The 25,468-nt window shown below is 46.1% G+C and carries 27 protein-coding genes and 1 pseudogene; 8 read left to right on the plus strand and 20 right to left on the minus strand.

Annotated elements, in window-relative coordinates; all coding sequences use genetic code 11:
* From ABHN01_RS14840 to ABHN01_RS14855, 4 genes and pseudogenes are all read right to left on the minus strand, one after another.
* Window positions 1–127, minus strand: a pseudogene (locus ABHN01_RS14840) (IS3 family transposase); the annotation flags it as partial.
* Between the two features lie 174 nt (window positions 128–301).
* Window positions 302–484, minus strand: coding sequence for an antirepressor AbbA (gene abbA, locus ABHN01_RS14845; protein WP_429876186.1), 183 nt, complete (start codon window positions 482–484; stop codon window positions 302–304).
* A 77-nt stretch (window positions 485–561) separates the two neighbouring features.
* Window positions 562–747 carry a Fur-regulated basic protein FbpA gene (locus ABHN01_RS14850; RefSeq protein WP_290398618.1) on the minus strand — a complete coding sequence of 62 codons (186 nt, stop codon included), beginning with the start codon at window positions 745–747 and terminating at the stop codon, window positions 562–564.
* Window positions 748–850: 103 nt separating this feature from the next.
* A complete protein-coding gene (locus tag ABHN01_RS14855) occupies window positions 851–1,015 on the minus strand; it encodes a hypothetical protein (RefSeq protein ID WP_429876187.1) in 165 nt (54 codons plus the stop codon).
* A gap of 165 nt (window positions 1,016–1,180) precedes the next feature.
* Between ABHN01_RS14855 and ABHN01_RS14860 the strand changes: the two genes are divergently transcribed.
* A complete protein-coding gene (locus ABHN01_RS14860; RefSeq protein WP_429876188.1) occupies window positions 1,181–1,801 on the plus strand; it encodes a DNA-3-methyladenine glycosylase in 621 nt (206 codons plus the stop codon).
* A gap of 12 nt (window positions 1,802–1,813) precedes the next feature.
* On the opposite strand, the gene ABHN01_RS14865 is transcribed toward ABHN01_RS14860, so the two are convergent.
* The gene (locus ABHN01_RS14865) at window positions 1,814–2,515 is read right to left on the minus strand and encodes a hypothetical protein (RefSeq protein ID WP_429876189.1); all 702 of its coding nucleotides are present in this window, start codon (window positions 2,513–2,515) and stop codon (window positions 1,814–1,816) included.
* A gap of 227 nt (window positions 2,516–2,742) precedes the next feature.
* On the opposite strand from ABHN01_RS14865, the gene ABHN01_RS14870 reads away from it, so the two are divergent.
* Window positions 2,743–2,937, plus strand: coding sequence for a hypothetical protein (locus ABHN01_RS14870; protein ID WP_429876190.1), 195 nt, complete (start codon window positions 2,743–2,745; stop codon window positions 2,935–2,937).
* A gap of 157 nt (window positions 2,938–3,094) precedes the next feature.
* On the opposite strand, the gene ABHN01_RS14875 is transcribed toward ABHN01_RS14870, so the two are convergent.
* The 4 genes from ABHN01_RS14875 to ABHN01_RS14890 all read right to left on the minus strand — a co-directional run bounded on the left by ABHN01_RS14875 (window position 3,095) and on the right by ABHN01_RS14890 (window position 6,534).
* Entirely contained in the window at window positions 3,095–3,874 is a 780-nt protein-coding gene (locus ABHN01_RS14875; RefSeq protein ID WP_429876191.1) for a GDSL-type esterase/lipase family protein, read from the minus strand.
* Window positions 3,875–4,036: 162 nt separating this feature from the next.
* On the minus strand, window positions 4,037–4,195 hold the full coding sequence (locus tag ABHN01_RS14880) for a hypothetical protein (RefSeq protein WP_290398612.1): 159 nt from the start codon (window positions 4,193–4,195) through the stop codon (window positions 4,037–4,039).
* An 84-nt stretch (window positions 4,196–4,279) separates the two neighbouring features.
* Window positions 4,280–4,648, minus strand: coding sequence for a PqqD family protein (locus tag ABHN01_RS14885; RefSeq protein ID WP_429876192.1), 369 nt, complete (start codon window positions 4,646–4,648; stop codon window positions 4,280–4,282).
* Window positions 4,645–6,534 carry an OPT family oligopeptide transporter gene (locus ABHN01_RS14890; protein WP_429876193.1) on the minus strand — a complete coding sequence of 630 codons (1,890 nt, stop codon included), beginning with the start codon at window positions 6,532–6,534 and terminating at the stop codon, window positions 4,645–4,647. Before ABHN01_RS14890 ends, ABHN01_RS14885 begins: the two co-directional genes overlap by 4 nt.
* Before the next feature lie 252 nt (window positions 6,535–6,786).
* Here ABHN01_RS14890 and ABHN01_RS14895 point away from each other — a divergent pair, with 252 nt between their 5' ends.
* Window positions 6,787–6,927, plus strand: coding sequence for a hypothetical protein (locus tag ABHN01_RS14895; RefSeq protein WP_429876194.1), 141 nt, complete (start codon window positions 6,787–6,789; stop codon window positions 6,925–6,927).
* 263 nt (window positions 6,928–7,190) lie between these two features.
* Here ABHN01_RS14895 and ABHN01_RS14900 read toward each other — a convergent pair whose 3' ends face one another.
* Together ABHN01_RS14900 and ABHN01_RS14905 are read right to left on the minus strand one after the other, a co-directional pair.
* Window positions 7,191–7,418 (minus strand): hypothetical protein, encoded by a 228-nt coding sequence (locus ABHN01_RS14900; protein ID WP_429876195.1) that lies wholly within the window; start codon window positions 7,416–7,418, stop codon window positions 7,191–7,193.
* A gap of 219 nt (window positions 7,419–7,637) precedes the next feature.
* Window positions 7,638–8,291 (minus strand): exonuclease domain-containing protein, encoded by a 654-nt coding sequence (locus ABHN01_RS14905; protein ID WP_429876196.1) that lies wholly within the window; start codon window positions 8,289–8,291, stop codon window positions 7,638–7,640.
* Window positions 8,292–8,548: 257 nt separating this feature from the next.
* On the opposite strand from ABHN01_RS14905, the gene ABHN01_RS14910 reads away from it, so the two are divergent.
* The 5 genes from ABHN01_RS14910 (at window position 8,549) to ABHN01_RS14930 (ending at window position 14,056) form a co-directional block, all read left to right on the plus strand.
* A complete protein-coding gene (locus ABHN01_RS14910) occupies window positions 8,549–9,922 on the plus strand; it encodes a sigma-54 interaction domain-containing protein (RefSeq protein WP_429876197.1) in 1,374 nt (457 codons plus the stop codon).
* 86 nt (window positions 9,923–10,008) lie between these two features.
* A complete protein-coding gene (locus ABHN01_RS14915) occupies window positions 10,009–11,343 on the plus strand; it encodes an aspartate aminotransferase family protein (RefSeq protein WP_429876198.1) in 1,335 nt (444 codons plus the stop codon).
* Between the two features lie 22 nt (window positions 11,344–11,365).
* On the plus strand, window positions 11,366–12,334 hold the full coding sequence (speB, locus tag ABHN01_RS14920) for an agmatinase (RefSeq protein ID WP_429876199.1): 969 nt from the start codon (window positions 11,366–11,368) through the stop codon (window positions 12,332–12,334).
* Between the two features lie 33 nt (window positions 12,335–12,367).
* A complete protein-coding gene (locus ABHN01_RS14925) occupies window positions 12,368–13,783 on the plus strand; it encodes a sodium:solute symporter (RefSeq protein ID WP_429876200.1) in 1,416 nt (471 codons plus the stop codon).
* 117 nt (window positions 13,784–13,900) lie between these two features.
* Entirely contained in the window at window positions 13,901–14,056 is a 156-nt protein-coding gene (locus ABHN01_RS14930) for a YjcZ family sporulation protein (RefSeq protein WP_290398602.1), read from the plus strand.
* 266 nt (window positions 14,057–14,322) lie between these two features.
* Here the strand turns inward: ABHN01_RS14930 and nagE are convergent, their stop codons facing one another.
* The 9 genes from nagE to ABHN01_RS14975 form a co-directional block, all read right to left on the minus strand.
* Window positions 14,323–15,708 carry an N-acetylglucosamine-specific PTS transporter subunit IIBC gene (nagE, locus tag ABHN01_RS14935; protein ID WP_429876201.1) on the minus strand — a complete coding sequence of 462 codons (1,386 nt, stop codon included), beginning with the start codon at window positions 15,706–15,708 and terminating at the stop codon, window positions 14,323–14,325.
* 23 nt (window positions 15,709–15,731) lie between these two features.
* Window positions 15,732–16,643, minus strand: a complete 912-nt coding sequence (gene murQ, locus ABHN01_RS14940) for an N-acetylmuramic acid 6-phosphate etherase (RefSeq protein ID WP_429876202.1) — start codon at window positions 16,641–16,643, stop codon at window positions 15,732–15,734.
* Window positions 16,644–16,654: 11 nt separating this feature from the next.
* On the minus strand, window positions 16,655–17,695 hold the full coding sequence (locus ABHN01_RS14945) for a DUF871 domain-containing protein (RefSeq protein ID WP_429876203.1): 1,041 nt from the start codon (window positions 17,693–17,695) through the stop codon (window positions 16,655–16,657).
* A 25-nt stretch (window positions 17,696–17,720) separates the two neighbouring features.
* Window positions 17,721–19,088, minus strand: a complete 1,368-nt coding sequence (locus ABHN01_RS14950; protein WP_429876204.1) for a PTS transporter subunit EIIC — start codon at window positions 19,086–19,088, stop codon at window positions 17,721–17,723.
* A gap of 244 nt (window positions 19,089–19,332) precedes the next feature.
* Window positions 19,333–20,058: a GntR family transcriptional regulator gene (locus tag ABHN01_RS14955; protein ID WP_429876205.1), complete on the minus strand. Its 726-nt coding sequence runs from the start codon at window positions 20,056–20,058 to the stop codon at window positions 19,333–19,335.
* A gap of 8 nt (window positions 20,059–20,066) precedes the next feature.
* Window positions 20,067–20,807 carry a glucosamine-6-phosphate deaminase gene (nagB, locus tag ABHN01_RS14960; RefSeq protein WP_429876206.1) on the minus strand — a complete coding sequence of 247 codons (741 nt, stop codon included), beginning with the start codon at window positions 20,805–20,807 and terminating at the stop codon, window positions 20,067–20,069.
* Window positions 20,794–21,993 carry an N-acetylglucosamine-6-phosphate deacetylase gene (gene nagA / locus ABHN01_RS14965; RefSeq protein ID WP_429876207.1) on the minus strand — a complete coding sequence of 400 codons (1,200 nt, stop codon included), beginning with the start codon at window positions 21,991–21,993 and terminating at the stop codon, window positions 20,794–20,796. Before nagA ends, nagB begins: the two co-directional genes overlap by 14 nt.
* Window positions 21,994–22,100: 107 nt before the next feature.
* Window positions 22,101–23,360, minus strand: a complete 1,260-nt coding sequence (locus ABHN01_RS14970; RefSeq protein WP_429876208.1) for an exo-beta-N-acetylmuramidase NamZ family protein — start codon at window positions 23,358–23,360, stop codon at window positions 22,101–22,103.
* A 13-nt stretch (window positions 23,361–23,373) separates the two neighbouring features.
* Window positions 23,374–25,461 (minus strand): glycoside hydrolase family 3 protein, encoded by a 2,088-nt coding sequence (locus ABHN01_RS14975; RefSeq protein WP_429876209.1) that lies wholly within the window; start codon window positions 25,459–25,461, stop codon window positions 23,374–23,376.
* Window positions 25,462–25,468 lie beyond the last annotated feature (7 nt).

Consider the following 25,468-nt stretch of genomic DNA (forward strand, 5'->3'; position numbering starts at 1 on the left):
GCAATACCAAGGTAATACGACGATAGCCATATCGTCCCTGATGCTCGTAGAAGATCTTTTGGATGGTTTCTTTTGCGTTACTGTATTTGTCAGGACGATTCATTCGCTTTGCCCAATAGTAATAAGTGAGTACTGTCTACTCCATAACGTTTTGCCGTATCTTTGTAAGATCCATTTAAATAAGCCTGAATGGCGGCTCATTGAGTGTCTAAAGAATATTTAGTCACAAAAAACTGCACCTCCAATTGTTAGTTGTGTCTAACAATTGGGGTGCAGTTCAGTTCTTGGGGTTATTTTTTATTTAATATCCTGTTTTATGTAAAATCACAAGCAAGTCGTTCAGTTTCTTTACCCGGTCATTTTCTGCTTCCCTTAAGCCGAGTTCGATTTCCATTAATTCGGACTGTACAAGTTCTTTCGCATACTTTTGAGACAGCGCCAGATCGGCCAATAGCAGTTTGTCATCAACGCTCAGATGATTCATAAAATCCCTCCCTCTATCTATTATAAAGGGATAAAGGGAGGAACGCCGTGCTTAAAATATGGTAATTTCCAATGAGTTTACATACTTACGTTGCTGTCCTTTCCTTGCACGGATCTCCATTCTCTTTCCAATTCAGATAATGTAAACTCCTGCAGGAGCCGGTGTTCCGGCAGAATAAAACCATGATGCAGCAACTTCTGGATAAGAAACTGTTTTCTTTTTTCTACCGCCCGGCGCAATTGTCCTTGTGGAACATTCATCATTGAACAGGCTTCCTTTCGTTTTTATACACAGTTCTGTCCAGGTTTTTCCTTTTACATTCCATGCAGGATACAAAAAAGTCCCTTCAAAGTGAAGGGAACTTCATTATTCGGCCTGCGAATTGCTCCATTCCTCTATTACGGACGGAGGTGCACTCCAGCACAGCCAAGATACCATTGTCTTCAATCCTGATTTACTTACATACCAGTATTCATAGCGTCGTTTCGAAAGGTTTTCATAGATGCCCGTTTTCTTTACTTTTCCATCCATCTTTAACGCCTCCCGTCTTTACACTATAGAATTCTCCCTTATTCTCTAACTTCCTCCTTGAAACATACCCGAAATTCTGACAATTATAATCCTGTTCATCCGACACGTTTCCATGAAAGATAAGGGAATAGTAAAAAGAGATCAATTTGTAAGTTGTATTGGAGGATGGTTATGAACGAGAAGTTTTTTGAACTCCCTACCCTGGAACTGGCTAAATCTTTGCTTGGAATGGAGCTGGTTCACGAAACGGACGAAGGGATTGCATCCGGCATCATTGTAGAAACAGAAGCCTATTTAGGGCCTGAAGACATGGCTGCCCATTCATTTGGAGGCAGACGAACGCCAAGGACCGAAATCATGTATGCAGAGCCAGGTTATGTCTATGTCTACTTTATTTACGGGATGCACACCTGTTTTAATATCGTTTCCGGCCCTCTCCATAAGCCGGAAGCCATACTAATACGTGCACTCGAACCGAAAGAAGGCATCCCTTTAATGATGCGCCGCCGCTCATTCGAAATTCCAGTGTTAGATGATGGGGACTGGAAGCCTGGACAATTGAAAAAACTCACGAACGGTCCGGGAAAGCTTTGTAAAGCGTTGGGGATCACTTTAAATGATTACGGACTTAAACTCAATGCGAAGCACCTTTACATTAAAGGCGATACGACGATAACTGAAGAACATATACTATCAGGCCCACGCATCAACGTGGACTATGCCGGAGAGGCTGCCCGGTATCCTTACCGGTTTTGGATAAAGGACAACATCTACGTGTCAAAATAAAAGAGCATCCTCTCAGGAATGCTCTTTCAATATTTTTTCTTCAAAATACGGATCATCCGACGGATCTTCATCCGGTTCAAATGGATCGTGAAGCTTTTCATTTAAACAGGTTAAAACAATACCGTCCAACTGAGCAAAGGCCCGAATTCGTTTATTCATCCACAAATGGGCAATCACAAACCATACGAGCAGAAGCAAAACGGTTTTTACTGTACTCTCCTGTGAAAACGAAAGTCCTTCAAGATGAAGAATATCCATGGCAAAGCTGGTAAACATTCCGATCAGAATCCCGATGGCATACCCGACTGGTTTTCCATTCTTCATTGTTCTCGTATTCGTTCTCAAGTACGTATGAAACAGCCGCAGTTCCGTAGACCGCATCTGAATCAATCGGCTGCGCAAATGCTTTAAGTTCGGAAGCAGTCCCCTGGAAATTTCCCGCTTCATCGAGGTTTGCAGAAAAAGGTCTAAATCCGCCGGCGAACCGAGACTGTTTTTTAATTTTCTATGAACAAAATTATGATAATAATAGTATCGAATCGCAAGCTCAATCATTTTCACCGCGAACATTCCGAGGAGAACCGCTGCTGTAAATTGCACCCAAAAATTTTGAAACAAGACTTCGATGAGCACGCCCAGTGCAAAAGAACCAGCTGCAGCCTTTGCCCATAAGAGCTTGCTCACCAATACGATCAGTTGCAAAAATTCATCCACGATATTTCCTCCTGACAGAAGAATTCCTATGTATCATAATACCATCTTTTTTGGAGGGAAAGGTAAATTTTTACGTTAATTTATGATTCTTATTAATCTTTGCAGCTAATAAGGGGTAGACTAGAGTCATACTGCTCAATTAATTCATAGATTTACCCCGACAGCTTTTTTAATTAGGGCGAAATATATAAGGAATAGACAGAAATTCCTAAATAGGAGGCAGAACGATGAGAATTGTTTTTTTTGAAAAAGGAGACTTAAGTATTATTGTAGGATCTTCCCGATTAAAAGGTGAGTTGACTATAGAACAGATTAAGAATGAAAGCGACAAGAAAGCCAAGGAACTAAGCCAGCTCCTTGGACGTGAAATCGGCTTCATGATTGATATGAACGGCAAACTCGAGAACGAAATCAAGCGTTAATTACTTCCAGTCAAGATGCGAATATTTTAGTGCACAGCCTCGCTTGCAGCAACAGTATGTGATACATATTAAAAAGACGCTCATCACTTTGCTCTTGCTAGCGAAACAAAACCCCGGACGGGTCAAACCTGTCCGGGGTTTTTGCATGAATTGAATACTACCTCAGTTTAAGTTCACCGAGCACCCGTTGAGCGATCCTGTAATACCCTTTAGGATTAGGATGTATCTGATCGGAGAAATATTCACGCTTTTGAATGCCTGCGAATAGTTCATAGGTGGAAATGTAAGTGGAATTCGGTGTCTCTGCACTGACCTGCTGAATCGACGCGTTCCATCGTTTAATGACGCGGGCAGATACCTCATCATAGAAGTTTTCCGTATAAGGATTATACAATCCGAGAATATAAATATGCGCTCTTTTGTTCTGGCTTCGGAGCTCGGCAGTAATCTTCTCCAGGTTTTGATACAGTACCTTCTGTCCGATTGCCATCTCCTTCTGATTAATATTCCTGAAGTTCCAGCCAGCCGTTTTCCTGTAATCATTGGTTCCGATAAACAAGAAGATGTAGTTCGCCTGGCGCACGGATCTCGATACCATTCCATTGCTCAATTGCTTGTACAGCTGATCAGAACGCTGTCCGCTGATTCCATAGTTATTCAGCACGACCGGACGCTTTAACTCCCTCTGCATCCCCTGTCTGACCAAGCCGATATACCCTTTACGCTTCGGATCTCCTCTTCCATAAGTCAGTGAGTCACCAAGCGCAACAATTCTAATCTGTTTTGGTCTAGGCTGTTTAAGATGTGTGTTCGGTGATTTTTTTTGTTCACTTCCCTCATGCTTCTCAGGGCTTTTTACAGAGTAAAAAATAAAAACCACTGCCATGGCTGCTACGATAGCAGTCAGGGCATAAATCACCTTTTTTCGGTTCCCCAAAAAAATCCTCCTCTATCTGATAACCGTGAAGCTGTATAAAAACATTCGCTCAGCTATCTTACTGAGTTCCCTTTTGCTAATCCATTAAAACAGCAATCCCGCATCTTTTCAAGTTTTTCATCGATCATAAGAGAAAAAACCCCTCTTACCAAGGAGTTCCCTCTACTTCAAATTATAGTCATCAGATGAATACTCCCGGTCTTCCCACAAATTTTCAATATCGTACTGCCCGGTATCCGATTTTACGAGAGAACTGATGAGCAGCGCGGCGCCTCCGCACACGAAAAAGACCGGCACTAGTACAATCAAAAAGGATCCCATTTCCTCACTCCTCTTCTTTTTCTCATTTATATGAATGAAAGCAAGAGGATATGAGACACGGCATATATGGGATAACAAAATAAATTACTTCTCGTCTTCCCATATGATCCAATCGTTTATTTCAAGCATTTCTATAAATTTAGCGAGCCTTGGAACGACAGGAGCGGCTTCTTCCCCAAACGTACTCTCCAGTCCGGCAGCGATTTCCTCAATCTTATTTGTGCCGTCGATTCGCGCTGCTACAAACGCACCCAGCGCATCAAGCTTGACCGAAAGAAAAGAGGGCTGCTTTAAAAAACGGATGGAAAACCTTTCTATTGGATTGGTCCGGGGAATCATCAGGTACACCTTTCCTTCCTCCCGGGTCTCCGTATGAATGCCTCGTTTAAACTTTGGAATCATGATTAACAGGTTTTTCTTTGTTTTTTTACGTGATAGGAAAACTCCCATCATTCTGTTTTATCCACTTTCGCTCTGGATGACACCCAATACAGAAGCCAGCAGACAGACAGGAAAATCACAAATGGGATCAATCGGTTGTCCGTCAATGGTGTTGCTGGAATATCGATTTTAAAGAAAATAAGAACAGCGATTAACACCCCGAGCAAAGATTCTCCCGCGATGAGACCGGAGGCGAACAGTACGCCTTTATCAGACCTCGCCAAGCGTTCTTCCTTGGATTTCGCACGGGAATCCACAAGCCATCTTACCGCTCCTCCGAACATCACAGGTGCCGAAATATGGACTGGAAGATACAGGCCTACCGCGACTACCAATGAATTAAGTCCTAAGAATTCAATGACGACCGCGATAGCGGCACCGATAAAGATAAGGTTCCATGGTAAATCACCGCCAAAGATCCCCTGAACCAGCACTTTCATGATGGCTGCTTTAGGAGCAGGAAGCTGCTGTGAACCCATCCCATAGGATTGATCTAGAACAATCAAGATAATGCCGATGACTAGACCGGAAGCCACAACGCCGATCATCATGGCCACTTGCTGTTTCCAAGGCGTACCTCCGACAAGATGCCCTGTTTTCAAATCCTGTGAGATATCGCCTGCAACAGCAAGAGCTGTACACACGATAGCCGCAACAGTTAAGGCAGCCTTCATTCCCTCCATACCGTGAAGGCCGGTGACTTTATAAACAAGCGTTACGATTAATAAAGTAGCTATCGTCATACCTGAAACCGGTGAGGAAGAACTTCCGACGATACCGACGATCCTTGAAGCGACAGCCACGAACAAGAATCCGAAAACGGCGATGGCGATCGCCCCGATAAAGCCAACGTTCGTTATAGGAGCGGCACCAATGATGATCACCAATGCGATAATACCTAAAATGACGTATCGGAAAGGCATATCTTTATCAGTACGCTCGATCCCGCTGCTTGCCGCTCCACCGGAAAAGCCCTTCATCGTTTGGGCCGCTGTGGAAATCAATGTCGGCAGCGTTTTAAGGAGTGTAATCAGCCCGGCAACCGCAACGGCCCCGGCACCAATGTATTTAATATAGCTGTCCCAAATGCCCCATGCATCAAGTTTTCCGATCGGATCATGGGCAGGGAAAATGGCGGTTGTGCTGTCCGCGCCAAAAAATGATATGGCAGGAATTAATACGATCCAGGCAAGCAAACCTCCTGCCAGCATTTGTCCAGCGATACGGGGGCCGATAATGTAGCCCACACCGAGAAGAGCCGGAAAAATGTCCATACCCACTACGGCATTTTTAAATTTGCCCACTTGTGTTTCAATTTCGGTTTTGAACAGCATGAAGCCATCGCCCAGTACTTTTACAAGACCTCCAAAAAGAAAGCCGATAGCTACCGTTTTAGCGTTGGCGCCTCCCTTTTCCCCTGATTTTAGAACCTCAGCACAGGCTGTTCCTTCAGGATAAGGAAGATTTCCATGTTCTTTCACGATCAGCATCTGCCTCAAGGGAACCATCATAAAAACTCCCAATAGGCCTCCGGTCAGTACGATAAAAATGATAACCGTCTGTGAAAGATCAATATCAAGCAGGAAGAATGCCGGCAACGTAAAGACGGCGCCAGCACCAATGGCTTCCCCCGCAGTTGTCATGGTTTGTACTATATTGTTTTCAAGGATGGAGTCTCTTCGAAAAATGCCTCTAAGTACTCCCATGGATATAACCGCTGCAGGGATGGAAGCTGAAACGGTCAGTCCTACTTTAAGTCCCAAATATGCATTGGCTGCTCCGAAAACAACAGCCAAAATAATACCAAAAACGATCGCAACCACAGTAAGTTCCGGCAATGAACGTGATGAGGGAACGTAGGGGACAAAGGATGCGGACTTCTCTTGGTTGTTTTTCATCAAAAACACCGCCTAATCATCAGAAATTTTCAACAGTAACCATTATACCATAATTCGACAAAAACCGAGTTTTCCACCTATTATTCCACGGTCGCTATAAGCCCTGACCCTTACAATCTTCCCTTTCTTAAAAGATTGTTATCCACTTTTTTGAAAAAAATTAATTTCAGGGATTCACCATCGTTATGCAGCCCTGATGTTTATAAAAGGTGTGACAGGGTACCTTAGTTAATGTATTAGGAGGGATAAAAAGTGGACAACAAACAATCAAAAGAAAACGGAAAGAAAGAAACAAAGGAAAATGTGAAGGACATGTTCGAACAAGGCGCAATCGAACAACGGAAATCCGTTGATACTGAATCGCAGAAAGAAAAAGATAAAAAGCAGAAATAAAGGAGATAAAAGAAGTGATACGCACCATCTTATTGATCATCGGAATCATCGTCGTAGTTGGATTTATAATGAACAACCTATAGGAGGAAAGAAACATGATCCGCACGATTCTCATCATTATAGGAGCCATTGCCGTTATCGCTTTTTTTGCCAGGGCGTTCTAGATTGTGCATTATAAAATAAATCACAAAAAAAGAAGGGCCGGCATCCATTGCCGGCCCTTCTTTTTTATCTCTTATAACGACCTGCAGCATCTCAGCAGGTTAACAAACATCTTTTATGTAAGTTGGCACAAATTTCAAAAGTATGGAGATGATACTGTTATATTGATCCGGTGATACATTGATGCCGTCTTTTGCGATTAATTCTTCCTTAAGTTTCACAATACAGTCCAACTCATCAACTGTGGCTTCACTCGCCATATAATCTATCGTATTAATAAGCTCTAAAAGTTGGTTATTTTTGTTCGTTATAAAATATGTGGATTCCAACTTTATCACCCCCTCTACTTTATTATTAAAGATATGAGGTCATTTTCCTAGAAAAACAATTCGTCAAATGACGACATATCTTACTTTTTCTGGATTACCAGACCATTTATCCTATTGACCATGTCGCATCTTGTCGTTTTTATCAACAAATTGTCCTATAAGGATGGAATATGTTGATGACCAAAGTTTTATAAATATAATTCCCAGAACCCTATTGTTTTATCCAAATAATTTAGACAGTGAGGCAAAGGGAGATTGTGTCCCGTCTTCCTCCTCGTCCTTGGACTGATAGACCAGCTTTTCCGGTTCGAAAATTTTTGACTCCAAAAACGAATTCGGATTTTTCTCAAGCTTGATCTCTTTATGGATGGAAACAAAAATCTTCGCTGTATTCATGGCATCATCCAGTGCCCTGTGCTGCGAACCTTCCAGAGAGATCTGAAGTTTGTTCAAGGCACGTGTCAATCCATAACGGAAGCCTTTCTCACTGTCATGGAGGATACTGAACAAGAACTGAAGGTCATTATGATTGATGATCCAATCAATAGGAGTGTTGTGGAACGTGGCATCCGTAATCAGTGCCCATTTGTCTTCCGGTCCCCAGGAACAAAGATAATACTCTCCTTCGCCGATCCAATCCTTAAAATCCTTGATGACCGTCGTAAACGGCTGGGCATTCATCAAATCTTTTTTTGTGATCCCTGTCAGGTTGGTAATCCTCGTATTTAAACTATCCATCTTAGGCTGAACAAAGGATTGAAAGTGGTCTGTCACTGCTAGTTCCCCATTCATCATACGCAGCCGTACGGCACCGATTTCAATAATTTCCGATAACCGGTTCGTCATTTCCAGATCATACACAATATAATCCATCATCTTCACTCCATCCCATTCTTCTTGCCTGCAGCGCCTGCTTTTTACTTTCTATTTTAGTTAATTTTTGAAGGTATTGGAATGATATTCCCCTGATTTTGTTCCATTCTCTATTCATATTTTTTATTGTATGTCAGTGGTGCTGATTATTGCCTATACCATCATGAAAAACCTCTGGTTGGCAGGCTTTGTTTCATCCGTTATAATATTCAGAAATAAATAATTATTCATAAACGAATAAAAAAGGATGATCAAATATGATTTCTCACCCTTGGAATGAAAACGAAGCGATCCTTCACTCCCTTCAAGATGATATTCTCGTAACCAACCTCAATGGAACTATTCTAAAAGTGAGCGAGGCGACTGGGAAAGTATACGGCGTCTCCTCGGAAAGCCTCCTTGGCAAATCAGTCTATGATCTGGCAGCAGATGGAATGTTTACGCCAATAGCCACCCCGATGGTGCTGAAAGAAAAGAAGAAGATCACCTTCGTCCAAACGACAAACACAGGAAAGAAACTGCTTGTGACCGGCATTCCTGTATTCAATGAGAACGGAGACATCTATAGAGTGGTCAGCTATTCCCATGATGTGACAGAACTGCTGGAGCTGAAGAAGTTTCTGCAAACGATGGAAGATGAAATGGAACGGGTAAAGAGCGAGCTGGATTTATTGCGCAGCCGGCAGCTTTATGACGGCGGCATCATTGCCAACAGCACAGAGATGAAAAATGTCCTGACCACTTCCTTTCAAGTAGCCGAAGTGGATGTGAACGTTCTTTTGCTTGGAGAGTCTGGAGTAGGCAAATCATTGATCGCAAAATTTATCCATAACAAGAGCGGCCGAAACAAGGGGCCGTTTATTGAAGTGAACTGTGGAGCAATCCCAGAGACCTTATTTGAGGCAGAGTTCTTCGGGTATGAGGCAGGTGCATTCACGGGAGCAAACCGAAAAGGCAAAATGGGGCTTGCCGAACTCGCAGACGGGGGGACTCTATTTTTAGATGAAATCGGCGAACTTCCTCTTGCTCATCAAGTAAAGGTATTGAAGTGCATACAAGAAAAACAGTTTTACAGAGTAGGAGGAACCAAGCCCATCTCTGTGGACTTCCGCCTGATCTCTGCTACCAATAAAGATCTTCTCCATGCCATTCACGAAAGAACATTTCGTGAAGACCTGTATTTCCGGCTGAATGTTGTTCCCTTAACCATTCCGCCGCTCAGGAAAAGACCCGAAGACATCATCCCTTTGATTCACTATGTACTCGATGTTTTTCAGGAGAAATACAAACGGGAAAAACGGCTAGATGAAGCAGTTCTTCATCATTTCCTCCAATATGACTGGAAAGGAAATATCCGCGAACTTATCAATCTCATAGAACGCCTTGTCGTTATTTCTCCCTCCACTCTCATAACGACAGAACACCTTCCGGATACCATAAAGGCCTCTCATTCCATCTCCGCTCCGCCCTCCCACCTCGGCAAGCCTTTGAAAGAAGTGCTGGAGGATGTAGAAAAACAAATGGTGCAAAAAGCGCGAAGAGACTATAAGACTACCGTTCAGATGGCAGAGGCTCTCGGGATCAGCCAGCCCTCTGTCGTACGAAAAATGCAGAAGTATGACATCCATTGAACACAGTTGGCACAATTCTTGCAAGATAAGAAAAATAAGACTGCAAATGTCCCCTTAGAATCTAACACATAAGGAGGTACGTGATTGTGCCACAACAACTGAACACCCTGATGAACGAGCTTTCCGATCTGCTGGCTCCGACGATGGCCAAGGATCACCCAAATCTTCCTGTCGTAAAAGAGGAGGGCTGCTATTACTACGGCCTTGATGGAAAAACTTACTTGGATTTCACTTCAGGCATCGCTACCGCTAATACCGGTCATCGCCATCCGAAAGTAGTCGAGGCCATTAAAAAGGCGGCAGATGAACTGATGCATGGTCCCTCTGGGGTCATCATGTATGAATCAATCCTTAAACTGGCCAAGGAACTTCGTACGGTCCTTCCTGCCGGATTGGATTGCTTCTTCTTCGCCAACAGCGGAACCGAAGCCATTGAAGGGGCGATCAAGCTTGCCAAGCATGTGACGCGCAGGCCTTATGTGATCTCTTTCACCGGCTGCTTTCATGGACGAAGCATGGGAGCTCTAAGCGTCACCACATCCAAGGCCAAGTACCGGAAGTATTTGCAGCCGAACGGACTGACGTACCAGGTTCCTTATGCTTCAACAGAAGGATGTCCGAAAGGTATGGACCCGGGCCGATATGCAGCCGACAAGCTCGAGAAAGACTTAACGTCACTTTTCAAGCATCAGGTTACACCCGAAGAAGTGGCCTGTATGATTGTCGAACCTGTTTTAGGTGAAGGAGGATATATCGTGCCTCCTGCGGCCTGGCTGAAAAAAATGCGTGAAATCTGCAGTTTGCACGGAATTCTATTAATCTTTGACGAAGTGCAGACCGGCTTCGGACGCACGGGTGAATGGTTCGCCGCCCAAACCTTTGGGGTAACACCGGATATCATGGCAATCGCAAAGGGCATCGCTTCAGGGCTGCCATTAAGTGCTACGGTCGCATCCAAAGAGCTGATGAAGCAATGGCCGCTCGGAAGCCACGGGACCACATTCGGCGGCAACCCGATCGCCTGTTCTGCGGGACTGGCTACACTTGAAGTTTTGAAAGAGGAAAAGCTGGTAGAAAACTCAAACAAAATGGGGGCCTATGCCCGTGAAAAGCTTCTTGGACTGAAAGGAAGGCACGCGATCGTCGGGAGCATCCGCTCCATTGGCCTGATGATCGGCATTGAAATTTTGGATCCCCCAAATGGCGGCCCGAATGGTGAAGGTGTCATCTCCATCCTCAACAAGTGTCTGGAAAAAGGAGTACTGTTCTATCTTTGCGGCAACGAAGGTGAAGTCATCCGGATGATTCCTCCGCTGACTGTCAGCCAGAATCAGATCGATGAGGGCATTGCTGTATTGGAGGAGGCCATTGCAGAATACGAAGCTGAACGGCTTCCAGGACGCAAACTACAAAATGTATAACACCTGAAAGGAGACAACATTTATGTATAAACCAAAAGATTCTTCGGCCTCTCCCCGCTTTTGCGGTGTGAAAACATTTATGCGGCTGGAGCACGTTCAAACAACAGAGGATGTGGACTTCGCAGTGGTGGGTGTGCCTTTTGATACCGGCGCTTCCAATCGTACAGGTCAAAGGAACGGACCTCAGCACATCCGCAACTTTTCAACCCTGCTCCGCCCGTACAATCCTGAACAGGAAATTAACATTTTTGATCATTGCAGCGGTGTGGATTATGGAGACATCGACGTGGTACCTGGAAACATTCATCAAACCTACTGCAACATGGAGGAGTTTTTATCACCTTTGCTGTCTTCAGGCGTCACTCCTGTCATCATGGGCGGCGACCACTCCATCTCGCTCGGCAGCCTGAGAGCATTCGCTAAGCAATACGGACCAGTAGCGCTCGTTCACTTTGATTCCCACAGTGATACATGGGATCACTATTTTGGCGAGAAGTACACTCATGGTACGCCTTTTCGAAGAGCGGTAGAAGAAGGCCTGATAGACGTCGGCCATTCCATCCAGGTCGGCATGAGAGGACCTCTTTACGGCAAGGAGGACATCCAGGACGCAAGGGATCTCGGCTTTGAAGTATTGACGATGAGAGATGTCAGAAAGCTAGGATTTGATGAAGTCGTCCGAAAAATCCATGATCGTGCAGGTGACAGGCCAGTTTTTGTATCATTTGACATTGACTTCGTTGATCCTGCTTATGCACCGGGAACAGGAACCCCGGAAGCAGCCGGTCCGACGAGCCATGAAGCGCTTGAACTGGTACGTAATCTCGATGGGCTCAATGTGGTGGGCTTTGACCTTGTTGAAGTACTCCCTGCCTATGACAGCGGAGAGATCACCGCTATGCTTGCAAGCGCCGTCATGTTTGAAATGATCACATTGATCGCTCTTAAAAAAGCAAGTTTAAGTACAAAAATAGAACAGGCACAGCAATAAGTATTCAAAAATGAATAAAGGGAGGGCTTTGAAATGGGTATCTTGGACACAGTTATTATTTTTCTTTATTTTGCTGTATTGATTGCAGTAGGCGTCATCGGTTCGACGAAAGCCAAAACGACAGAGGAATTCGCGCTTGCCGGCCGCAACCTCGGCCTTTTCATGTACCTCGGCTGTTTGTCTGCCGTTATCCTGGGCGGGGCGTCTACCATAGGTACAGCGAAGCTCGGCTATGAATTTGGAATCTCAGGAATCTGGTTTGTGACCATGATCGGTCTCGGCATCATCCTTTTAGGCACCTTTTTTATCAAACGCATCTCCAAACATAAAGTCACCACGATCAGCGAGCTGCTCGGTAAGAAATACAAGTCTGAAGCAAGGCTGATCACAGCGATTGTTGCCTCTATTTATACACTGATGGTCGCGGTGACCCAGGTCATCGGAATGGGGACGATCATTAACGTGCTCCTCGGCTGGAATTTGACGACTTCCATGCTTGTTGGCGGCGGAATTGTCCTTTTCTATACGATCCTCGGCGGAATGTGGAGCGTTACTATCACTGACATCATCCAATTCATCGTCATGACGGTCGGAATCTTTGCCATCATGCTTCCGATGAGCATTGCAAAGGCTGACGGTTTCGGTCACTTGCTTTCCAAATTGCCGGAGTCCCACCTCAGCCTGTCAACGATCGGCTATCAGCAGATTTTTCAATACTTTTTACTTTATACGCTTGGCATGGTGGTTTCACAAGATATCTGGCAGCGCGTGTTTACAGCCAGGACACCATCCATTGCAAAAAAAGGTTCCATGTATGCGGGCCTCTATTCCATCGCTTATGCGCTGGCAGGCAGCATCATCGGGATGTGTGCCTTTATCATCCTGCCGAACATCGACAATACGCAGAATACCTTTGCCATGCTTGCTTTAAAGATATTGCCTTCGGGAATCCTGGGGCTTGTTCTTGCCAGTGTCATGTCAGCGCTCATGTCAACCGCATCCGGCACTTTGCTCGCTTCGTCCACCCTGATCACCAATGATATCCTGCGCCAATATTTTATAAAGGATATCAGTGACAAGAAGTTTTTGGTGCTCTCTCGGGTGACGACACTTGCTGCCGGCCTTCTCGCCATTACGTTTGCGGTATGGATCCAAGACGTTCTCGTCGCTCTTGATGTCGCCTATGCGATTCTTTCCGGCGCGATTTTCGTACCTGTACTGCTCATGTTATTTTGGAAAAAATCAACGGCCAACGCAGGCTTTTACTCCATTCTTGCCAGCACCATCGTTGTCATCGGCGGCCTGCTGATCGAAGGAATTTCTTCCACAAACCCGATCATGTATGGCATCGTTACTGGATTTGTGGTTTTAGTGGGGATTTCCCTTCTGACCAACTACAGAAACAAAGATTCCCTTGTCGGATCGTTCAGCAACACAAAACAAGGCTGACTATAGCCCCGCCGCTAAAAATCCGCTTATGCCTCGGTTTCTCAGCCTGCATGGTTTCATATGATGTATGGAGGAGGAGGGCAACCTCTTAAATAAAATAATCCGGGAGTGAAGATAATGTCTGGTGGTCTCTTTAACAACTTTAGTTTAATTGTTGTCCTATTCATCCTGCTGATTATTGTTGGATGCGCTTGTTACGGCGGTTATGGCTGTTACGGCGGTTTAGGCGGCTACGGCTATGGGTACGGATTCGGCGGTAAAGGTCTGTACTAAAAGCAGGAAAACCGGTCTTCGATGGAAGGCCGGTTTTTTGGTGGTTTGGATACGCATGAGGGTGTAGAGAATGAGGAGTTGAAATCGCGCCGCGAAGAAGTCTGAATATTAAAATCGGATCAATTATAGCCGTGTTTCGCTCAATTATTCTTTGTTGCGCTCAATTCCAGTCCAGTTCGGATCAATTCCATCTCATTTTGGCTCAATTCCTCGAATCCAAGCTGTAAAACAGAACCCCCAGCTCAGTTGAGGGCCCTTTTCCTTTTCTATGAAACTCGTTCTTCATTGGAAATGATCTTTCTCATGGCTTCCGCCACCGCTTCGACGTCCGTTCCGACTACCACCTGAACATCAGTGGAACTTAGCTTCATTACAGCTCTTGCGCCAGCCTGCTTCAAGCCCGGTTCATTTATTTTTTCTGTATCTTTCACTTTTAAACGCAGTCTTGTGACACAGTTATCCAGAACATTGATATTCTCTGCACCGCCTAAGGCAGCAAGATAACGTCCCGCAATCCCTTTGTACTTGTCATCACTTGCTCCAGCACTTGAATCTTCAACAATGCTTTCCTCATCCTCTTCACGTCCCGGTGTTTTAAGATTCAGCCTGACGATCAAGGCGTAGAAGACGATATAATAAACGGCTGCAAAGACAAGCCCGACCGGTATGAGCAGCCACGGCCGTGTTGCGATATCCAGGTTTAAGAAGTAATCAATGGCCCCTGCGGAAAACGTAAAGCCATGATGAATGTTTAATATGACGGCAACCGCCATGGAAACCGCAGTAAGAAGCGCATGAATTCCATACAGGAGCGGGGATAAGAACATAAATGAAAATTCGATCGGTTCAGTGATCCCCGTCAAGAAGGATGTAAATGCGAGTCCGCCAAGCATCCCGGCAACCGCTTTTCGTTTCTCTTTCTTGGCAGCCATGATCATCGCAAGGCACGCAGCCGGCAATCCGAACATCATGATCGGGAAGAAGCCAGACATATAGAATCCTGCTGAAGGATCTCCCGCAAAGAACCTCCATAGATCCCCATGGGCATCCTTGTACTCGCCAAACACGAACCAGAGGAAATTGTTTAACACATGGTGAAGGCCCAACGGAATTAAAAGACGATTTAAGAATCCGAAAACAGCAGCACCGAAAGCACCTGCGTTAACGACCCAGTGGCCGATGGCTTCAATGCCGTCTTGAATAGGCGGCCAGACAAATCCGAAGACACCCGCAAGAACAACCATGGCCCCTGCAGTGACTATGGGGACAAACCGCTTTCCTGCGAAAAAACCCAGGTAATCCGGAAGCTTAATATTATGGAAACGGTTATAGAGGAGACCAGCAACAATCCCCGAAACGATTCCTCCAAGCACACCTACATTGATAGTCTTATCAATGGCGGTGGCTCCGCTCGTTAAAACAAAATATCCGATGGCACCCGCAAGTGCTGCTGCCCCATTTCCATCCTTTGAAAAACCGATCGCCACACCGATCGCAAACAAGATAGCCAGATTTTCAAAAATCGAATTCCCCGCTTTTTCCATGAACGGAATATGCCAAAGGGCGCCAAGTCTTAATACAAGCCCGGCTGCCGGCAATACTGCGATTGGCAGCATGAGTGCGCGGCCAATCTGTTGTAAAAAACCTAACATTGTAGATCCCCCCTATTTTTAGATTAGTTGTTATCCCTTCCATTTGCTTTGAGCGCCTGTTTGAGCATGCCGTTATGCGTTTCCAAAAGTGCTCTTGTATCACTCGGGGAAAGCCCGGTCAACAGCTGCAGAATTGCTCCTTTCGCGTAACCATTATGATCCGAAAGCGCATGTTCTGCCTCTTCAGGTGAACAGCCCGTCGCTTCCACAACGATGTTCCTCGCGCGCTGAACCAGCTTTTTGTTGGACGGCTGTACATCGACCATCAAATTACTGTATACCTTTCCGATGCCGATCATGGATGCGGTGCTGATCATGTTAAGAACGAGTTTTTGCGCAGTGCCTGCTTTCATGCGTGTAGATCCAGTGACCACCTCCGGACCAACGACCGCAGCAATCGTGTATTGTGCCACCTCACTCATTTCAGAATCAGGTGAGCAAACGAGCGCGGCACTCACCGCCCCGATCTCATTGGCATACTCCAGTGCACCAATCGCATAAGGAGTCCTTCCGCTGGCTGCAATCGCAACGACGACATCGTCCTTGGTGAGATCAAGTTTCTTCAAATCATTTCTTCCCGCTTCCTTGTCATCCTCTGCACCTTCAACTGCAGTGTGAATGGCTCGGTCGCCTCCTGCAATAATACCGATAACCATCTCTGCCGGCGTTCCATAGGTCGGAGGACATTCGGAAGCATCCAGGATCCCGAGCCTTCCGCTAGTTCCCGCACCCGTATAGATGAGCCTTCCTCCTTTACGGAATGCAGCAATGACCTGGTCCACGACAGCAGCGATCTCAGGGAGCACCTTTTGGATTGCTGACGGTACCACTTGATCCTCTTTATTGATTTTTTGCACCACTTCAAGGCTCGAACATTCGTCAATATCCAATGTGGCCTTATTTCTTTTCTCAGTTGCTAGATGATTGATTTTCATGAAAATCCCTTTCATTGCACTAAAAATTTTTGTCCCGGTCCGATATAAGGAAGCAGCTTCAAATCTTCATCCTTTACCCGGCCGATGACATTTACCCGTTCATCTGCAGGCAGATCCGTTTTTGTAATCTGGAGCTCTCCAGCGTATCTCCCGTATTTTTCATTATCGATCGTGATCGTCCCGACCGGCCGGGGCAATGGCGGATCCTGCGCTGTAACTTTCTTTCCATTATTCGCATACGACCTGGATTCCACCGAGCGTATCACGTCACGGGCAGTGTCCTGCCGATTCGTATGAATAACAGAAGCAGCCTCTCCTTCTGTCCATTCCGCCCTTAACGTCAAAATACCGTCCTTCCATGAAGAGAGGCGCTCGAGTGTGACGTCACTGGCTTCCACATCCCCAATTAAAATATGATCGGTCTGTAGGCTGGACAGTTCGACCGCCGCGTGGAATGGATCGGCTTTCCGGTGTTTTTCAAGACTGGGAAGACCTTCATATACAGGTCCTCTCAGCTTCTTGTCACCGGGAACAAAAGCTGCTGTTTGCAGGCCCAGTGATTTTAAAAAATTATTTTTCTCCAACAAGAAAGCCGAAGAGATTCCTGTGTTTTGGCGCGGATAAAAGTTATGCCATGCTTCTACATTTTGAATGACCAGTCCGTTGCGGTTCCACGTGTTTACCTTTTTTTCATCAAGAGTACGTGCGTTAATGCCTACCTTCAATCGCTGTGATAAGGCGATGATTTCATGATCCGGGAATCCGTAATCGGCACGGAGGCCATTGATGTTCCATTCACGGAGCTGACCGAGTGAGTCCATACTGACGCCAATGTTTTTCAGTGATCGTGGTCCCGCATCAGCCATGATGGCCATACCGGCCTTCCCTGCTGCTTCCCCGAGATGGATCAGCCTCTCCCGTAAAAGAGAGGCACCCTCCTCCGGTATATGAAGCGAGGTGAAGATTTTTTGAAAACCGCAGGAGCCGGCTTTTTTGATCCACCGCGTGTTCTGGTCTGGATCGTTTCCAAGATAGACTGAAATTCCTAACATGCCGCCACTCCCTAGTTTTTAGTGATTAAATATTCTTCGCCATTGACTCTTTGTAGCCAAACAGCCAGGTAAAGATGAAGCCGAAAATATACGCTATCACAAGTCCTACGATATAAAGAACGATCTGATTCGTGTTTTTTATCAAGAATGCCAACGGAAGTCCGGAAACACCAATCGCCACCGTACCAATCTTAAAGAAGGCCTGGAAGGCTCCTCCAACGGCTGCCCCTAGACATGCTGTAAGAAACGGACGACCGAGCGGAAGAGTTACACCAAAGATCAATGGCTCCCCGATTCCAAGGATACCAACCGGCAAACCGCCTTTGATGACTCGCTTAAGCTTGGCATTTTTGGTTTTAAAATAGATCGCAAAGGCTGCACCGACTTGCCCGGCTCCACCCATCGCGAGAATTGGAAGCAAGGGATCCACTTTAATTGAGTTTAATAGTTCCATATGAACAGGAGTCAAGCCCTGGTGCAGACCGGTAACAACAAGTGGCAGGAAAGTGCCTGCAAGTACGAGTCCGGCAAAAATTCCACCAATATCAAGAAGATTTAATAAACCTTTTGTTATGAGATCGGAGATGAAGCCGCCAACAGGCTGAAGAACAAACAGCGTCGCAATTCCCGTAGCCAGTAAAGCTAAAGTAGGAGTTACAATAATATCAACAGCAGCTGGCACGAAACGGCGGATTCGTTTTTCACTCCAGGCAATAAAGGCAGCAGCAAGCATGACACCGATCAGACCGCCCCGCCCTGGCAACAGCTTTTCGCCGAACAATGTGATGTTGGCAAGCGCCGGGTTGATCAGCATGATTCCGGCAGCGCCTCCAAGTGCTGGTGTTCCGCCAAATTCTTTTGCAGTATTGATCCCGACGAAGATCGCAAGGTAACCAAATAGTCCCCAGCCGATCATATCGAGCATCTGCATTAACGGTACGTCCTTAGGCACACCGCTTCGGACCAGAACATTCGTAATGCCGGCGATCAATCCTGAACCGACAATAGCCGGGATTAACGGAATAAAGATGCTGGCGATTTTTCTCAGAAACAGCTTAAACGGTGTAGCGTTCTTCCGGTTGATCTCTTCCTTCGTTGTTTTCGCAAGGTCATCATCTCCATCGGCGTCCAGCGCAGATACTTGAAGCCCTGTTTTTCTGGACATCTCATCGGCGACACGGTTGACTGTTCCAGGACCGACTATGATCTGCAGGGTTTCATCCCCGACAACACCCATGACACCATCGATCTCCTTGATTCCCGCTCTATCCACCTTGGATTCATCCTTCGGCGTCACACGAAGCCTTGTCATACAGTACGTTAAGTTTTGAATGTTCTCGGCGCCGCCCAGCTTTTCAGTAATCTGCTGTGCCATTAATTGTTCTTTTTTCATGGTCATCCCCCTTATAAGAAAAGCGTAAGCGTTCCGTTAAGGTCCGACAAGCGCTGGAACTCTTACACAGCAAACACGCCTTATGTGTTGAAGGGTAAGAGTGAAGCGACTAAAGATGAAAAGAAGATCTTATTTTTCATCTATCGAGGACCTAAGCCAAAAACAAGCTTCACCGTTTTCAGCATTGGACGTTGGAGCTAAACATCACTTCTAAGCGAGCTCAAATTCGAAAAAAACGCTTACATCATCCCCGCTGCATATCGATGGTGAATTTATAACGGTCCCCTCGGTAAACCGACTGCACGAGTTCCAATGGACGCCCGTCCGTCAGGTAGGTATATCTTCGAATAAATAAAACCGGTGATCCTTTCGCGATCCCAAGAATCTCGCTTTCTGTTTCGCGGGCGACGGAGGCTTCAAGCTCCTGTGTCGCATAATCGATGCTCAGGCCAAGCTCTTCCTCTACGTATTGATAGAGCGACCCTTGTACGATCTTTTCGTTCAACCCCCTGACTAAGTCAGCCGACAGAAACGTGGTTTCGAGAGCCATGGGAATTTGATCCGCCAGCCGTACCCGCTGAAACTCAATAACCGTTGCTCCAGAGGGAATCCCTAAACCTGAAGCTGTCTTTCCCTGGGCTTCACTCAGCTTATAATCCAATAGTTTAATGGATGGTGAAAGGCCTCTTGCCTTCATATCTTCTGTGAAGCTCGTCAGTCCGACCAGCTTTTGCTCAATCTTTTTGTTGGCGACAAAGGTTCCCTTGCCTTTTCGGCGGGTCAGGTAACCATCATTGACAAGGTTCGTAATAGCCTGCCTGACGGTCATCCTGCTGATTTCATACGCTTCAGCGTACTCCCGTTCAGAAGGAATCATCTCCCCTTCCAGAAGTTCCCCTTTTTCAATCCGTCCTTTAATCGCTTCTTCAATTTGATAATAGATCGGCAGAGGTGAGTACTTATCAATCATGTCTGTTTTCACTTCCCTAACGAGTTCACCAGTTTTAGTGCTTGTGAATCTGCAATAATCGTTACACGGTCATGCATTTTCAAAGCCGATGCCGGTACGGCCTCGATAACCTCTCCACGCAAAAGATGGAACAGGGCCTCCTGTTTCTTTTCTCCTGAAGCGAGAAGAAGGATTTCCTTGCTTTGCAGAATAGTAGAAATCCCCATCGTCAGTGCTCGTGTCGGCTGTTTACAACGGTCGGCAAAATACTCTGCATTCGCCTCAAGTGTTGATGGCGTTAAGTCGACGATGTGGGTTTTGGATGAAAAAGGCGTTCCCGGTTCATTAAACCCGATGTGCCCGTTCTGGCCGATACCGAGCAGCTGCAAATCCACGCCTCCAATGTTCTCGATCAGTGTGTCATAACGCATACATTCCTGAGGGAGTTCTTCTGCTGCTCCGTTCGGAATATTCGTTTGATCGAGGGGGATATGGACCGGGTGAAAAAGATGCTCGCACATGTACGCGTGATAACTCTCCGGATCGCTTGACGCCAGTCCCACATATTCATCAAGGTTGTACGTGTGAACAAGGTCATACCTCGTTCCGTTCTCTTCATGATCCTTAACGAGCTCCTTGTACGTGCCTAGCGGTGTACCTCCTGTCGCAAGCCCCAGTGTGACGTGTTCCTGGCTCTTGATCTTCTCCAGAATGATCTGTGCGCTAACCCTGCTCATTTCCTTGTAATCCGCAACTTCAATTATTTTCACGGTTTTCGCCCTCCTTCTGCTGATATGAAAGTTTTCCACGGCAGAAGGCATACATAACTTCTTTTTCCTCGTTCAGCACGACAACATCGGCATCCTTGCCCGCTGACAAACTCCCCTTGCGTTCAAAAACACCGAGCTCCTTCGCCTGGTTGACGGCGGTCATCTGTATGATGTCTTCCGTTGAGCATCCGGTAAACTCTCTCATGTTCCGGGCGGCATCTTTCATCTTTAAAATGCTGCCGGCCAGCGTACCGTCTGCCAGTGTCGCTTCATTTCCATTGACCGTTACACCCTGTCCTCCGAGCGTATAAAAGCCATTGCCCATACACTTCGCCCGCATTGAATCGGTAATGAGAACAACCCGCTCACTCCCTTTGTTGCGGTAAGCGAACTTGACCATCTCCGGACGGGAATGGATGCCGTCCACTATGATTTCAGTTGTGATCTCATCATGCAGCAGAACAGCTCCTGCCACTCCGGGTTCCCGGTGGTGCAGGCCTCTCATCCCGTTATACAGATGAGTCGCATGTGTAACACCAGAATCAATGCCCTTCACAACTTCCTCATACAACGCGTCAGAATGGCCAATCGATGCGACTACTCCAGTTTCTTTTAAATAGGAAGACAGTTCATATCCACCGGGTTCTTCAGGTGCCAAGGTTACGAGTTTAATAGCATTGCCGGAAAGCTCCTGCCATTTCTGGAAAAGCTCGACGTCCGGGTTTTTAATATGGTCCAAAGGCTGGGCTCCTGCCCGCTTCGGGGAAATAAACGGACCTTCCAAATGAAGGCCGATAATCTCCGCCTCCCCAGGAGGATTGTTTTCTCCCATATACTCCCTGACGTTTTGCAATGCACTTTCAATCTCATCTTCGCCCTGCGTCATCGTCGTTGCAAGAAAGCTCGTTGTTCCTTCCTGAGGAAGAGTGACTGCCATCGTCTTTAAAGCCTCCACTGTCCCATCCATCACATCTGCTCCGGCGGCACCATGAATGTGCAGATCAATCATGCCAGGAACAACAGACCACTTGGCGGGCAGCACATGTACATCATAATCTTCTCGATTAAACGCATCAGCTCCTTTACCCACCTCTGCTATTTGCTGGCCATTAATAATGAGGTACCCATTTTCCAGCTCACCACTCTCTGTATAAATAGTCCCTCCAGTTATCAGTAATGGTTTCATCTCCACTCACCATCCTTATTATCTCTATGCACAGGGTACCACGCTTATAACTAGTTGTCTATACCAGTCGAACTATTCAGTTTATTCAGAAGATAGGTCTTATTACCTTATTTATAAAGAAGGTAGTGCTTTCTGACCTTTTTGAACTGTTCAAGCTCAGGGATCCACTTCTTTTTGATCTCTCGCAAAGACGTTCCTTTTTCGATTTCTTCCCGTACCCAGCCGTTTCCGATCAGGTTATCAAAATACGAAATACCCTGGCTGTTCTCGGCTCTGAACTGAAAGTCGTTCGGGTACAGATCATGAATCGTTTTTACAACCGCGAGCCCTGTATCCACAGAATGATAGGAACCATAATCGGTCACATGAATTTGAACACCGTTTGATAGTACATTTGCGAATTTTGAGAACGTTGGCGTGAATGAATTTGACCGGAACATCACTCCCGGAAGCTTCAGCTCGTTCAATTTTTGGGCCAGGACGTCTCCGTCAATGAACGGTGCCCCGATCGTTTCGAACGGCCTCGTCGTTCCTCTTCCTTCTGATACATTTGTCCCTTCGATCAATCCTGCTCCCGGATAGACGAATGCGGTGTCCACGGTAGGCATGTTAGGTGAAGGCATCACCCACTGCAGAGGGGTTTCGTAATACGTCTTCCAGCGGTGCCATCCTTTCATCTTTACGACCTTCAGATCAGCGTTAATATTGAACTCCTTGTTGAAAAGCATCGCGAGTTCACCGACCGTCATCCCATGGCGAAGTGGAATCGGATATAAGCCAACGAACGTAGCATATTTAGGCTCAAGCACAGGACCTTCCACTGCTTCGCCGCCGAGCGGATTCGGACGGTCAAGCACCACAAACTCAATGTTGTTTTCTTTTGCTGCTTCCATCGCATAGGCCATCGTATAGATGTATGTGTAAAAACGGGTACCGACATCCTGAATATCAAACACAAGTACATCAATATCATTGAGCATCTCCGGTGTCGGTTTTTTTGTTTTCCCATAAAGGCTGTATACCGGAAGCCCTGTTTTCTTGTCAATGTAAAAATCCACATAGGAGCCGGCCTGCTCACTTCCCCGAACCCCATGTTCCGGACCGTATAAAGCTTTTAGTTCAAAGTTCGGGTTGTTGTGCATCGCGTCAACGATACTGTTGAGCTTCCCATCGACACCTGTCGGATTCGTGATGAGTCCGACACGCTTTCCTTTTAAAAGGTCCTGTTGGTCTTGAAGCAGCACTTCTACACCGGTTTTAAAATTCCGCGGTGAATTTTTATGATGATTATCATCCTTTGCCAACGCCGAGGACAGCAAAGAGATCATCAAAACAAATAACATCCCTGCACTCAACCATTTTTTCATCTCATTTCACCCCTTAATAAGATAGTCCGTGCCCATATGGATACAGTGCTTCCTTGTTGCTGTTATAGATCGTTACTGGCAGTTTTCCTGTCGGGTTGTTTAGGCCAAAAATGGTATCTGCACTTGCGGCAAAGCTCGCCGTTTTGAAATTGTACTGTGCAATGTAGGCATCGGCGTTTGGATAGGCGATAATGTCATACGGATTGCGGGTGCCAATGCCGATGACAGGCGAGCTGCTTTCATTGATCACTTGGTTAACAAGCTTCATTTGTGCACTGTCAGGAGCGCGTCCGGCTACGGTCGATGTGTAGGTACCAACGATTACAGCTTTCGCCGATTTTACTGTTTGAAGCTGATCAGCAGTTAAGGATGGTCCTGCCGATTTAATCATGACACTGTTCGGATAAACTCGTTTCACCTGTGAAGCCAGGTCTTCCACATAGGAGTTGCCAATGACAACGACTTGCCCATTCCCCTCTTTACTTAACGGAAGAGCTTTATCATTTTTAAGTAGAGTAATGGATTTATTGGCTGCTTCCTTTTCCAGCTGCTTATGTTCTGGTGAACCAACTACCTTCTGGGCGTTTTCGATGAGTTTATTGACGTCTTTCGGCTGCTCTTGTTTGAAGATGGATCGTTTTACTTTAAGAGTTAGTAGGCGTTCAACCGATTCATTCAATCGCTGCTCTCTGATTTCACCTTTTTTCACGGCGTCATACAATCCATTGGCCACTGCTTCCAGGCCTACAGGCATGAGCACAATATCCGATCCCGCCTTCACCGCGCGTATGGCAGAGTCGACAGGCCCAAAGTGGTCAGAAATCGCCTGCATATTCAGCGCATCTGTTGTAATGACGCCTTTAAAGCCCATATCGTCTCTCATCAGCTCCGTCAGTACCTTATGAGAAAGTGTGGCTGGGATCGCAATGGTGCTCCCGTCTTTTTTGGAAATAGCCGTGGAAGGGTCAACCTTTGGAAAGGTGACATGCGCAGTCATGATTGCGTCCACTCCAGCATCCATCGCTTTTTGGAACGGATACAGCTCCACTTTTTTCAAGCGTTCAAGGTCATAGGGCACTTCTGGAAGTCCAATATGGGAGTCAACCGCTGTATCGCCATGCCCCGGGAAATGTTTCGCTGCGCCTGCGGTGTTTGTCGACTGCAAGCCTTTGATGTATGCCGTCCCCATATCTGACACAAGCTGAGGATCTTCTCCAAAGGAACGAGTGCCAATAACCGGATTGTCCTGATTGTTATTCACATCAAGCGAAGGTGCCAGGTTAAAATTAATCCCAAGCGCGTTCAGCTCTTCACCAATCGCTTTCCCTACCTTTTCAGCTAACTCAGGTGAGCGTGCTGCACCTAAAGCCATGTTGCCTGGAAAATCAGTTCCGCTTTGCAAGCGGGTCACGATACCGCCTTCCTGGTCAATGGAGATAAGCAGACCGTTCTTTTCTGCAGCTTCCTGATAGTCAGCGACCAGCTTTGCCGTCTGGTCCGTCGTTACAACATTTTCTCTGAAGAGGATCACTCCGCCCAAATGATATTTTTTAACTAGAGCTTTTATTTCCGGTGTTACTTCCGTTACGTTCTTACCATTAAATGTACGAAAGTCCGGCATGAGTATCTGGCCGACTTTTTCTTCCACCGTCATGTGTTTGACAGCGGTTGGGATCACGTTATTCCTTTTTCCATTTTGCTTATGGATTACCGCAGTTTTGTTGCCTTTACGTTTTTTTACGGAGATATGTGTATGATCGATCCTTCGTCCGTCTGTTACAAATATATGGGTGTTGCCGCTATGACCCTTTAGTGTTACAAGTCCATTGCGGTCTACTTTGGCAACCAGCGGATTCGTTGACCACCATCTCATGGCTTCAGTTTCCGTAAAATGGCCGTCTTTTTTATTTACATGCAAAGCATGAAGCTGGATTTGACCACCGTTAAACTCCTTAATAGCCTGCGGTATGTTGCTGGAGATGATCAAGTCACTTTGATCGGGCCGGCTTGCAGCAACTGCTTGTTTTGGAACTGCTCCAAGAAACGAAGACACGACGAGCATACAGGCCATCGCACAAAAAAATACTAGTCTTTTCTTCATAGCATTT

The organism is Fictibacillus sp. NRS-1165, from assembly GCF_050468105.1.
Taxonomy (GTDB): domain Bacteria; phylum Bacillota; class Bacilli; order Bacillales; family Fictibacillaceae; genus Fictibacillus_C; species Fictibacillus_C terrinigri.